Below are 12,713 nucleotides of genomic sequence, written 5' to 3' on the forward strand. Positions count from 1 at the left end.
ATGACAAAACTGAGATTGTTGTACTCTTGGGCTCTTTTCTTGCTGGTAATTTTTAGTGTTACAGCACAGAACATAGAAGTTTCAGGTACTGTAAAAGATGAAAAAGGAGAACCTTTATTAGGTGTATTGGTATTAATCAAGGGTACCCAGCACGGTGCCGCTACCGATATAGACGGGAATTATACTATCCAAACCAAAGTGGGAGAAACGTTGAGTTTTTCGATTTTAGGAATGAAGACAGTAGAGAGAAAAATAACCGCCTCCACCAAACGATTAGACATAGTTCTTAAAGAAGATGTACAAGAGCTTGAAGAGATGGTGGTTACCGGCTATGGAGCTCCTAAGCTCGCCAGCCGCACCGTTGCACAAGTCGCACAAGTACAAGGTAAAGATGTGAGTGCCGCTCCGGTAGCCAGCGTATCCGATGCTTTACAAGGACGATTAGCAGGGGTAGTGGTAACCAGCGATTCAGGTCGCCCTGGTAGCAATAGCGATATCCTTATCCACGGGTATAACAACTTCCAAGGCGCACTACGAGGTGAAAGAACCCAAGAACCTCTCTATATAATGGACGGAATAGCCGTAAGCAGTAGTGTAATGAGCAGGTTCAACCCTAACGATATAGAGAGTATTACGGTACTTAAAGACGCCGCTTCTACCTCTATCTACGGAGCTCGTGCCGCCAATGGGGTGATACTTATCACCACCAAAAAAGGACGTAATAACGAGCGTACAAGCGTAACCATCAGTCACCAACTCGGTTTTACAGCACTTACCAATGCCAGTCGTAAGTTTTTTGACGATATGATGACCCCACGCGAGTATATGGACTTTTGGATAGAAAAAAATCCTGAAGCAGTAAACTTGGCTGTAGGTAAGTTCAGTTCAAGCAAGGATGTAGCGAGACAGTCAGCAGATAAAATCTTAGCCGATAATCCTTACAATACGCGTTGGGATAAGGTTTTCTTCAGAGATTTTGTACCGTTGATACGTACTGATGTCTCTATTTCAGGAGGTACTAATAATAGTACTTATTATTTGTCGTTTGGGCACTTCAGCCAAGAGGGTTCTACAGCACCTCGCAGCGATTACCGTCGTTATACTGTCAATGGTAGTATCAATACCCAAATCACTAAATGGTTAAAAACGGGCTTCTCATTTGCAGCAGGACATACTGAGCGCGAAGGAGGTTCCACCCTCAACACCCCTAAGGTGATAGCTTTGCCACTTTACAGTCCTACCTACGAAGATGGTAGACGCAAAAACTATATCCCTGGCATCACCAGTCGTTCAGCTGGTTTCTACCACCCCGACTACTATGCCGAAACACACCCTAGCAACTCTTTTTCCGATGACTTCTTGCCTTCGGGATTCGTCTCTATAGAGCCTATTAAAAACCTCATATTCAAAACACAAGGAGGAATACAATACGGGTATGGCGAATCAGAACTAAAAGAGTTGCCTTCGTTTATAGATTATAAGTTTTTCGATGACCCTAATCCTTACACTTCAGTGTCTAACAGTCGTACACTCAGAAAAACAATTACTAACACGTTAGAATATCGCTTCCTGTTAGGAGAAAGCAGAAAACATAGCTTCAATGTGTTATTAGGACAAGAGTCGGTTGAAAATAGCAGTAAACAATTAGATGCTACTACTTTCGGACAACCTTCAGAAGGGCTAACAATGCTCCGACACGGTAGTAAAGATAAAAGAATAGAAGACCAAAAGACTGTAAGTACTTTCAATTCTTATTTCGGAAGAGTGGAATACTCTTATAACACTCGTTATTTCGTAGACCTATCAATGCGCCGTGATGGTTCATCAGCTTTTGGTAAGAACAACCACTACGGTAACTTCTGGGCAATAGGAGCGATGTGGAAACTCAAACAAGAGAACTTTTTGAAAGATGTAAAATGGCTTTCAGACCTCAATTTGCGTTTCAGTACAGGGCTTTCAGGAAATGCCTTAGGAGGCTACAAACATATCACTACTGTAAAACCAGACAATTTCTATCAAGGTAAAACAGCTTATACAGTAGGTAGCTTGGGTAATCCTGATCTACGTTGGGAAGAGCAACGCAAAACTACTGTAGGTCTTAATATTGTGATTGATAGAGGAACTTCTTTCAATATAGAATACTACGACCGCGAGACTTACGATATGATTTCAAGCCGTGAGCTCAATAGTACTTCAGGGCAAAATCAATTCTTTGACAATGCAGGGGGTATGCGCAACCGTGGGATAGACTTCACTTTCTCATCAGTAGTCTACAGAAGTGAAAATCAAGACTTGAGCATTCGTCCTTACTTCAACGTAAACTATAACAAGCAAGAAATAACCGCTCTTTTTGGCAATAAAACCTCTAATGTGGTTCCTTCTTCTGAAATAGGGTATAAATTAGGTCGTGCCCTTGAATGGGCTGCCGTTATCCCCAAAGGCGTAAACCCTACTACCGGACAAATGGAGTATTACATACCAGGTGATGACCGTATGGAGCAAGTAACTGATGATAATAGAGTAACAACTACTTACGACTCTAGTAAATTAGGACAAACCACAGGCAAGAAAATGCAAGCTCCTATCAATGGTGGATTCGGCTGGAATATCAGCTATAAAACTTTCTCGCTCGATATGGCATTCTCTTTTTCGTTGGAAAAATATAAGTGGAACTACGATATGAAGTACACCGAAAATCCTGACCAGTTTGGCGATCACAACCTAAGTAGAAAAATATTAGACTATTGGAAAAATCCAGGTGATAACACCCGCCACCCTAAGATAAACACTACCACTTTCGTAAATTCATCGGATGCGCGTATGATACAAGACGCCTCATTTATGCGTTTGAAAAATATTACCCTTAGCTATAGCCTTCCAAAAGAAGTGATCAAACAATTGAATTTCTTTGAAGGAGTACGCTTATATGCTACTGCCCGCAATATCTTTACGCTTACCAAATACGAAGGTGCAGACCCTGAGTACAATAATGCTATTTCATCAGGTGGCTATCCTCCTTCTCGTCAATTTACCTTAGGGGTAGATGTTAATTTTTAAAAATATAAAACAATGAAAAAGATTTATAAAATAATAACTTTAGTAGTAGCTCCTCTGTTCTTTACCGGCTGTTTCAACCTCGACCAACAACCTTATGAAGATTTGAGCCAAGCTAACTCTTTTAAAACCGTACAAGATGCTCAATCTTGGGTGAATGGTATGTATGGTAAGTTGCGTACAAACATATATGGAAGTGCTATGTATGCTACCGACTTGCAAGCCGATTTCCTGAATATGGCCTTAAGAGACGGTACTAACGAAACGATTACAAACTTTCAAAACTGGACGTTGTTTACTGTCAATAATGCAGCTACAGCAACTATTTGGCAACGCTATTTTGGGGCAATACAAAATATAAATATAGGTTTAGAGGGGATTCCTACTATTACTATTCCCCAAGAAAATTACCGCACCGATGCGGCACAGATAAAACACAATATGGGCGAATTGTATTTGGCACGTGCTTATTACTATACCTATCTGCTTACGCATTATTGCCCTACCGACGAGGCTTCAGCTTATGGATTGCCTTTGCTAAGCGGGCCTACTATCAACAATTTTCCTAACAGAAGTACAGTAGGACAGACTTACGACTTTATTTTGGCCGATATAGCACAAGCCGAAACTCGCCTTAGTGATGTAACAGGTGCTTTAGGGTCAGAGAAGTTTACCAAAGATGCAGTTGCAGCACTCAAGGCACGTGTATTGCTTTATAGAGGCAAGTGGGCAGAGGCCTATGCCGCGGCTACTTCTATCATTGGCAGTCGTTATAGCTTAGTAACTAGCAGTAGTGATTTAGAAAAAGTATGGAAAGATGATGATACTGCAGAGAGTATTGTACAGCTTTATGCTAAATACGATGTAGGTAATACAGCAGAGTTACCATCAGCTAACGATGTCTATTTAGGATACCAAAGAGAATGGAACTACAGTTTGCATAGATTTGAGATAAAGTATTTGCCAAAAGCAATACCTACTCAAGATTTCGTAAATTTGTATAATGATAGCGACTACCGTAAGTCTATTTATATCAAAAAGCTTTTTGCTAACTATGGTAGTGCTACTTTTAATGATTTGTATTTGGTAAATAAATACCCAGATAACCCTTTGCTAAAACAAACACCCAATGGTTCGTCTACTTATATGCACCGTCCTAAGGTGTTCCGTATTGCCGAAATATACCTCATAGCTGCTGAAGCTGCGTATAAAAACGGTGATCAAACTAATGCTAAAACCTACTTAGACAGATTGCGCACCGCTCGTGGTATTGGTAGTGTAACCTATACCGACCTTTGGACAGAGATTCAAAACGAACGCAACCGCGAACTTGCTTTCGAGGGCTTCCGTATGGCAGACATCAAGCGTTGGAATTTGGGTGTAGTACGTGGTACTCCTCAGAACCTCAGTGCTATTGTTTCAGACCCTGCTGACCAGTATTATCAGCTTAATATCCCTGCAGGGAATTATAAAATGGTTTGGCCACTTTCTCCAAGTGACATTCTCTATGAACAAGGTAGAGCCAACTGGCAACAAAACCCAGGTTGGTAAAACAATGATTAATTGCTAATACAATAAAGAGATTTAAAATATGTTTAAAATAAGAAAGCGGTCTTAGTAGACCGCTTTTTTTATTATCATTAATCATTAACTATTATCTCCAAAAGTAGTAGGCTACTACTGATATAAAGATAATACAAAGAATATTCAATACAAAACCTGCTTTTATCATATCACGCTGACTTACCTTGCCCGTGCCGTAAGCTATGGCATTAGGAGGCGTAGCTACAGGCAACATAAAGGCACAAGAGGCTCCTATACCTATGATAAGTGAAAGACCCAAAGGATTAACTCCTAAGTTTTCGGCTACCGATATGAAGATGGGTACTAAGAGAGCTGCGCTGGCGGTATTACTGGTAAATTCAGTTAGGAAAATGATGAAGGCAGCTACCATAAGTCCTATTACAAAATAGTTGCTATCAGCAATGAGAAACTGCACAGAGTCTACCAACGCCTTGCTTGCCCCCGATTGTGTAAGGATAACGCTTAGTGAGAGTCCGCCTCCGAAGAGCATTAGCACACCCCAATCGGTGTTTTCTTGTATTTGTTTCCATTCGGCTACACCAAAGAAACATACGAACACGGCAGCAATCATTGCTACCACTGCATCAAAGTCTTTGATTTTCTCGATGCCTATAAAAGAAGTGAACGTTTCGTTAATCAGGTCGCTAAATATCCAGCAAAGGGCTGTGATAAGGAAGATGAGAATGGTAAGATACTGCTTGCCGTTGAGCTTATCTACTACACCTTCAGTAGAGGTGATTTTAATATTTAGTTTCGGACGGAACACTACATACAACGTACCTATCATCAAAGGCATTAAACCTAATACTGTAGGCATACCATAGCGCAACCATTCTGAGAATGTGATATTCAGTTGAGAGGCGACAATGGCATTCGGTGGACTACCTACCAAGGTACCCATACCTCCTATACTCGCACTATAAGCAACCCCGAGTATCACAAAAGCATACGTACCTTTATTACTTTCGTAGTCGATGTTTTTAAGCAAACCCATTGCCAAAGGGATAATCATTGCAGCAGTAGCTGTATTACTGATACCCATAGAGAGCAAAGCCGTAGCCAAAAAGAGGAAGAATACCGCCAACAGGAAATTGCCTCTGGCTATAGCAATCACCTTATGAGCGATGTACTTGTCAAGCTTTTGTACGCTCAGGGCAGTAGCAATAGCGAAACCTCCAAAGAATAGGAAGATTGTAGGGTTTGCAAAAGCTTGTAGGGCACTTTTAGTACTCTCTAAGCCCAAGAGTATTGCCAATACAGGAACTAAGAGTGCTGTAACGGTAATGTGTATGGCTTCGGTAAGCCACAAGATAGCGACAAAGGCAAGGAGTGCCAAGCCTTTATTAGTAGGCTCTTCATAAGGAAGCAACCCATAGAGCAAAAAGCCTACCGCCAATGCGATGGCTATAATCACGGAACGTTTGATGTAATTGGTCAGCATATATTAGGGTTTTTGTTATTAGCAAAGCACGTAAGCAATTTACGGTTTTATCTTCACCGCATATTTCTTTTCCGAAACAATTACAATCCCTTTTTGGAGCAAAAGATTATTCGGCAAACTTATCTGTTCGCCTTCTGTTGTTTTCAAAAGAGTGTAGAAAGATTTTATATCGATTATTTTAGCCTCGATAGGATAATCTTTATCTAAAATCTTAATCGTATCACCTATTCTAAACGGAGAAGAGAAAAACACGATAATCCCCGCTGTAATATTGCTCAAAATCGACCATTGGGCAAAAAACGCTACCCCTATTACAGTAAGTATCGAAGTAACAAAAAGGAAGAGTTGTTCTGTTTTTATTCCCCAAATAGAGACAATGGTAAGGATAGCTAACGCATAAATAAAATAGTCTATATACTTCTTTACTAAATGAGTACGACTCTCATCGAACTCCGCTTTTTTTCCGAACTTACTGATGATAGAGTTCACCAAGTAACGCAAAGCAATAAAGACCACCAATGCAATGACAGTAGCAATAATTTGATATAGGTAGTCTTGTATATAATTCATATAACTTTACTTCGCTATATTCACAGCGCGAGTTTCACGTATCACCGTTACTTTCACTTGACCTGGGTAGGTCATATCAGTTTGGATTTTTTGCGATAAGTTAAATGATAGTTCTGCGGCTTTATCGTCGGTTACTTTTTCGCTTTCTACGATTACACGTAACTCACGACCTGCTTGGATTGCATAGGCTTTCTTCACACCTTGGAAAGTGAAAGCAGCATCTTCGAGGTCTTTAAGGCGTTGTATATACGAATCGAGTACTTGGCGACGTGCTCCGGGACGTGCCCCACTAATAGCATCGCATACTTGTACAATAGGCGAAAGCAAGGAGGTCATCTCAATCTCGTCGTGGTGTGCCCCGATAGCATTGCACACTTCGGGTTTTTCGCCGTATTTCTCTGCCCATTCCATACCGAGGAGTGCGTGAGGAGTCTCACTTTCTATCTGCGGTACTTTACCGATGTCGTGCAAGAGTCCGGCACGTTTGGCAAGTTTAGGATTTAAGCCTAACTCGGCTGCCATTACTCCGCAGAGCTTGGCTACTTCGCGCGAGTGTTGCAAGAGGTTCTGCCCATATGACGAACGGTATTTCATACGTCCTACACATTTTACTAACTCGGGGTGCAGTCCGTGGATACCGAGGTCAATCACGGTGCGTTTACCTATTTCTACAATTTCTTCTTCTATTTGTTTGGTAGTTTTTTCAACCACTTCTTCAATGCGTGCAGGGTGAATACGCCCGTCGGTTACGAGTTTGTGCAAAGAAAGACGTGCGATTTCGCGACGTACCGAGTCGAAGCAAGAGAGGATAATCGCTTCGGGGGTATCGTCTACAATGATTTCGACCCCAGTAGCTGCTTCGAGGGCACGGATATTGCGCCCTTCACGACCGATGATACGACCTTTCACCTCGTCAGACTCGAGATTGAATACCGATACGCAATTGTCTACTGCTTCCTCAGTGCCTATACGCTGAATGGTGTTGATAATGATTTTGCGCGCTTCTTGGTGAGCAGTGAGCTTGGCTTCTTCAATGGTATTTTGGATATAAGCCATCGCGTCGGCTTGGGCTTCACTGCGCAATGAATCGGTGAGTAGTTTCTTAGCTTCTTCGGCAGACAAGCCTGAAATAACCTCTAATTGTTGTACCTGACTTTTGTGTAAACGGTCTATTTCTTCTTGTTTTTTATCGAGAGTTTGCAAGCGAAAGTCGGCTTCTTCTGTTTTCTTTTCCAACTCATCTTTTAGGCGCTTATTTTGTGCCAATTCATTAGATACTTGCGACTCTTTATCGCGTATACGCTTCTCAGCCTCTGCCATTTTTTTATCTTTGGCAGTGATTGCTTTTTCGTGTTCAGCTTTTAGTTCAAGGAACTTCTCTTTTGCTTGGAATATCTTGTCTTTTTTGATATTTTCAGCTTCAGCTTTAGCGTTTTTCAGAAGAACGTCGGCTTCATTCTTAGCGTTGAGAATGATTTTAGAGGCGTTCTTCTTTTCCAGCGATTTGGCGATAGCAAACCCTATGAAAAGGGCAATGATAAAAACTGCAATACTTATAATAACTGTACTATCCATCTTTGTTGTTTAAAAAATAAAATATTGATATAAAAAATGCCTATATTGATTAATATGTTTCACGTAAAACTCTGAAAAACAGGTTTAGGGATACTCAGTGGGGCAAGTATCCGGCAACTGAAGACCGGCACGCTTTAGCCGCTGTAACTCTCCCTTTTGTGAAATGTTAATGTTGAGTTTACCGAAAGGACAATCAATATAGGCAGTAAGTTTTCTATGTAAAGGAACGTGTTTTAACCTATTTGGTTTAAGGCGTTGTACACCTGTGCTAAGGTTTCTTTGAGGGATTCATCTTCGTGCGTTTCGTTGAGTTTGGCTTGTTCTATTTCTCTTGCCAAAGCGATAGCGCACATTGCTAAGCCATCTTGTTTATCGCGCAGTTCATAAACGGTTTCAAAATCTTGAATCATATCGTTTATCTTTTTAGCGGCTTTTCTAAAACCCTCTTCCTGTTGTGGAGCAATGGTTAAAGGGTATAACCTATCGGCTACCGAAAGTTTAATTCTCAATCCGTCCTGTTCCATTGCTATTGTTTAGTGAGCTGAGTGATACACGCATCGATTTCGCGAATGAGTGTATTGAGCTTCAATTTGGTTTCTCTTTTATTATCTTTACTGCCTAATATACGGTTGGCTATGGCGAGTGTTTCGTTCTTCTCTTTCAGTGTAGTGATAGTGCTTTCAAGCGACTGTTTCTCACTGCGAAGTTCTTCAATGGTTTGTTTTAGCTTGCCATTTTCTTCCCTAAGACTATTGAATTTGCTCTGTAAGACAATGGCTTTCTCTTCTAATAACGCTACCAACTTTTTTAAATCACTCATCAAACAGCGAACTTTGTATATTTGGGGCAAAAATACGCTTTCTTTTTAAAAAAAGCAATTTTTTTAGAAAATAAATGAAACTGAGAAATGTAAGATTTTCATAATCAACATAAAAAAGGACTTTTAAGTTTTAAAGAAAGTCATACCTCAGCGTTGTTATAAATGAAAATCACTTGATTGTATTATAAGTTGATGATTTTCTTTGCTTAGTTTTAACAAAAGAGACTAATAATCAGTGTTATGTTATAACGAACTGATATTAAATTAAAGCTCTTCTTTATTTTGTTGTTTTGCTAATAGGTAATTTACCGCAGTAGCAGCAGCGTGTAACCCAAAAGCGGCTGGCATAAAGCTAATGGTACCATAGAAAGACTTTTTATAGTCGAGACCTTCGGTGCGTTGCATAGAGTCCTTGGAAACTATTTCGGAAGAGAATACGGCTTTTATACCTGAGTGAATACGCTCGTTTTTGAGTCGTTTGCGAATAAACTTTGCCAACGGACAGTTATACGTTTTCATCAGGTCGGTTACTTTTATTTGGGAAACATCGGTAGCACCTCCGGCGCCCATACAACTCACGAGCTTTACGTGTTTGCGTTTAGCTGCAAGAATAAGGTTCAGCTTAGGGGTAATACTATCGATACAGTCGATAACATAATCGAAGTCGGGCGTTACGATTTCCCAAGCACGCTCAGGGGTGAGGAATTCGTGAATGACGGTGAGTTTCAGCTCGGGGTTGATATCCAAAAGACGTGCTCTCATCACTTCGGTTTTGGCTTGCCCTATCGTAGAATGAAGGGCGGGCAACTGGCGGTTGATATTAGAGAGGGAAACGGTATCAGCATCGACAATAGTGAGAGCTCCTACGCCTGCACGAGTTACAAATTCGGCAGCATAAGAGCCCACACCCCCTAAGCCTGTAATGAGGATATGGGCATTTTGCAGAGTGGTAATACCTTGTTGTTTAATTAAAAGCTCTGTACGTTCTAACCAATGATTATTCATATTTAAAAAAGCCCCATCACAAAGGAAGGGGCTTATAATTCGCTTTTATAGTGTCGATAACAGTGCTTGTCTGCAAGGACACTTTCTACTTAAATAATTCAGAATGACTTCCAAGCCTCATCAAATAGATTACTTTTTCTTCATTATCTTGTATCCATATAATAAGAAAATCTCCTTCTATATGGCATTCTAAACAGTCTTTATATTGCCCTTTTAAATAATGAGGTTTCATTTCATTAGGAATGCCTTCTACTCCTTTTCTCTGTAAAATATCAATTACACTAAGAACTTTTTCAATCTTCTTAGAGCTTTTGCTATATCTTTTTTTGTCTTTTTTGAAAGCTACAGTTGCTACAACATCAAAAATTATTTCTTCTTCTTCAAAGCTGTTCATCATCTATATCTTTAAAAAGCTGTCTAACGTCTTTATATCTTTTCATAAGGTGACCTTTTTCTTTCACTTCCTGAAAAGCTTTCTGTGTTTCCTCGTTAGGAATAGCTGTTTCAATAGGATATGTTTTTTTCCCTTCTCTTTTACTCAAAAGAACGGTTTTTACTTTGAACTTTTCGAACAAACTTAAGAAAGTAGGGAAATCAGCTTCATTGATAGTTGCTTGTAATGTGATTGTATTCATAATACTACTATTTTTTGGCAAAAGTATAAAATCTTTTTTATTTAACAAAGTATTATTTACTTCTTCAAAAAAAGCCTGTCTGAGAGGCTCTGTTTTGTGAAGGCGATTTGCCAATCGCCCCTACAATATAACTAAAAGCAATTGATTATAATTAACTTTGCCAAAGGGGCGAGTCGTACCTTTGGCAAAGTGTAGCGATGCAAATGCGATTTAAATCTTCTTTACTCTTCTTTCGTGGCGACCGCCTTCAAAAGGGGTGTTGAGAAAGGTATTGGCTATTTCTACGGCTTGTTCAATGGCGGTAAAGCGGGCGGGAATGCTCAGTACATTGGCATTGTTATGGGCACGGGCAAGAGCAGAGAGCTCTTTTGTCCAGCAAACTGCACAGCGGATGTGAGGGTGCTTATTGGCGGTCATTGCAATGCCGTTACCACTACCGCAAATCACAATACCAAGGTCGGCTTTGTTTTCTTCTAAGGCTTTGGCTACGGCGTGACCAAAATCGGGGTAGTCTACACTTTCAGAAGTATCGGTACCGCAGTTGAGTACTTCTATTCCTTTACTTTCCAGAAAAGCTACAATGGCTTTTTTATAATCGACTCCTGCGTGGTCGTTTCCTATGGCTATTTTCATTTTTTATAGTTAATTTTATCGTTATTTGTTTTTTATATATTGTTTGTAGGCTTCGCGTAGAGCATCGGCTTGGGCTTTATTGGGGCTTTGGGTGTACATATCGTCAAAATATGCAAAAGATACTACTTTGGTTACTTTGGGAATGGAGAAGGCGGTAGTGAGTTGTTGTTTGACTCTATCGAAAGTGGCGGGATGAAAAGGTACCTGGCCATTAGGTGAGGCAAAAGTTTCGAGGTCTGACCAAAATACGCCTTTATAGTTTTTGTTTTCCTGAAATAGTCCGCGCTCAGCCGCTTGGTAGTACTCAGCAAGGCGATTGAGGGTTACGTGTTGTGCCCCTACCCCATCTTGTAACATAATGATTTCTAAATTACTCTTAGCGAGTTCAGCCATAAAGTGTTGCAACTGTTCGGGAGACGAAAGTGCACTATTCCAAAAGGCAGCGATTGAAACGGGTTTGTTATTCAGCTGGTGCAAACGATTAGAGATGCGGTCTATAAATTTCTCTCTGAAAAGGGCTATCTTATCATCGGTATTATAAGCATAGGGCTCTGGTTCGTGTGGGATATACCACCCTTTGAAGGCTGGGTGAGTACCAAACTGGCGTTGGATATCATCGGCAATAGCAATACAATAATTGGCTTGAGTTTGTAGCCACGACGCATCGGTTTGGTGTTGCCAATAACTTTCATCAAAGAGCAAGCCTATGTGCACTTCTATGCCTTTACGCTGAGCTGAGGCAAGGATTCGTTGTAGGGTGGGTTTAATTTTGGTGATAGTAAAGTTATTGTTTGAATCGAACCAAGTGAGGTTACTAGAAGAATTTATATATCCTATGTGTTGCACGATGAGGGTGTTCATACCCAAGTCTTTAATTTCGCCTAAAAAATTGTCCCATTGAGCCTCGCTCCAATCACCTTTTTCAAAAAGCTGTATGAAGGTACCTGTAAGTATCTTTTTATCGGAAGGGGAAGGGGTAGGCGGATTAGGTTGTGGATTGGGCTGCGGGTTAGGTTGCGGGTTAGGGTTGGGTTGTGGAGTGGGGACAATAGGGTTGTTGGGGTTGGGGGTTGGTTCATCGGAGTTGCTTTTGCTACAAGAGGATGATAGCAAAGCGCCAAAAATGGTGAGAAATAAAACTAATTTTTTCATCTTATTTAAGATTTTTTGCAAAGGTAGGAAGTAATTAGGAAATGAGCAAATTGGAAAATGAGAAAATTGGAAAATGAGAGAATTAGGAAATGAGGAAATTAGCAAATGGGGTGCGAGCTACAAGAAAAGTGCCAGCGGAGGGGATTAACTTTGGCAAAGGTGCGAGCCGCACGGGCAGTCGTAGCACGACAGGCGGGGAAAAATTAGCAAATTAGCAGATTAGAGAATGAGAAAATGTGGAGGG

Annotated in this window: 12 protein-coding genes; 2 read left to right on the forward strand and 10 right to left on the reverse strand. The window is 40.6% G+C overall.

What is annotated here, in order from left to right; genetic code table 11:
* Entirely contained in the window at positions 1 to 3,057 is a 3,057-nt protein-coding gene (locus HW278_RS05335) for a SusC/RagA family TonB-linked outer membrane protein (RefSeq protein ID WP_178977158.1), read from the forward strand.
* A gap of 12 nt (positions 3,058 to 3,069) precedes the next feature.
* Positions 3,070 to 4,605 carry a RagB/SusD family nutrient uptake outer membrane protein gene (locus tag HW278_RS05340; RefSeq protein WP_178977159.1) on the forward strand — a complete coding sequence of 512 codons (1,536 nt, stop codon included), beginning with the start codon at positions 3,070 to 3,072 and terminating at the stop codon, positions 4,603 to 4,605.
* A 103-nt stretch (positions 4,606 to 4,708) separates the two neighbouring features.
* Here HW278_RS05340 and HW278_RS05345 read toward each other — a convergent pair whose 3' ends face one another.
* The 10 genes from HW278_RS05345 to HW278_RS05390 form a co-directional block, all read right to left on the reverse strand.
* On the reverse strand, positions 4,709 to 6,079 hold the full coding sequence (locus HW278_RS05345; RefSeq protein WP_178977160.1) for an SLC13 family permease: 1,371 nt from the start codon (positions 6,077 to 6,079) through the stop codon (positions 4,709 to 4,711).
* A gap of 39 nt (positions 6,080 to 6,118) precedes the next feature.
* Positions 6,119 to 6,649, reverse strand: coding sequence for a mechanosensitive ion channel domain-containing protein (locus HW278_RS05350; protein WP_178977161.1), 531 nt, complete (start codon positions 6,647 to 6,649; stop codon positions 6,119 to 6,121).
* A gap of 6 nt (positions 6,650 to 6,655) precedes the next feature.
* Positions 6,656 to 8,224 (reverse strand): ribonuclease Y, encoded by a 1,569-nt coding sequence (gene rny / locus HW278_RS05355; protein ID WP_009410521.1) that lies wholly within the window; start codon positions 8,222 to 8,224, stop codon positions 6,656 to 6,658.
* A 233-nt stretch (positions 8,225 to 8,457) separates the two neighbouring features.
* Entirely contained in the window at positions 8,458 to 8,748 is a 291-nt protein-coding gene (locus HW278_RS05360) for a cell division protein ZapA (RefSeq protein ID WP_009410520.1), read from the reverse strand.
* Positions 8,749 to 8,750: 2 nt separating this feature from the next.
* Positions 8,751 to 9,044 carry a hypothetical protein gene (locus HW278_RS05365; RefSeq protein ID WP_002674144.1) on the reverse strand — a complete coding sequence of 98 codons (294 nt, stop codon included), beginning with the start codon at positions 9,042 to 9,044 and terminating at the stop codon, positions 8,751 to 8,753.
* Between the two features lie 264 nt (positions 9,045 to 9,308).
* Positions 9,309 to 10,049: a ThiF family adenylyltransferase gene (locus HW278_RS05370; protein ID WP_178977162.1), complete on the reverse strand. Its 741-nt coding sequence runs from the start codon at positions 10,047 to 10,049 to the stop codon at positions 9,309 to 9,311.
* An 85-nt stretch (positions 10,050 to 10,134) separates the two neighbouring features.
* Positions 10,135 to 10,443, reverse strand: coding sequence for a type II toxin-antitoxin system YafQ family toxin (locus HW278_RS05375; RefSeq protein WP_034542772.1), 309 nt, complete (start codon positions 10,441 to 10,443; stop codon positions 10,135 to 10,137).
* Positions 10,430 to 10,684: a hypothetical protein gene (locus HW278_RS05380; protein ID WP_034576002.1), complete on the reverse strand. Its 255-nt coding sequence runs from the start codon at positions 10,682 to 10,684 to the stop codon at positions 10,430 to 10,432. The genes HW278_RS05375 and HW278_RS05380 overlap by 14 nt, the downstream gene beginning before the upstream one ends.
* A gap of 210 nt (positions 10,685 to 10,894) precedes the next feature.
* Positions 10,895 to 11,317 carry a ribose 5-phosphate isomerase B gene (gene rpiB, locus HW278_RS05385; RefSeq protein ID WP_178977163.1) on the reverse strand — a complete coding sequence of 141 codons (423 nt, stop codon included), beginning with the start codon at positions 11,315 to 11,317 and terminating at the stop codon, positions 10,895 to 10,897.
* A gap of 21 nt (positions 11,318 to 11,338) precedes the next feature.
* Entirely contained in the window at positions 11,339 to 12,469 is a 1,131-nt protein-coding gene (locus HW278_RS05390; protein WP_178977164.1) for a DUF4434 domain-containing protein, read from the reverse strand.
* Positions 12,470 to 12,713: the final 244 nt, after the last annotated feature.

The organism is Capnocytophaga sp. oral taxon 902, assembly GCF_013394735.1.
Taxonomy (GTDB): Bacteria; Bacteroidota; Bacteroidia; order Flavobacteriales; family Flavobacteriaceae; genus Capnocytophaga; species Capnocytophaga ochracea.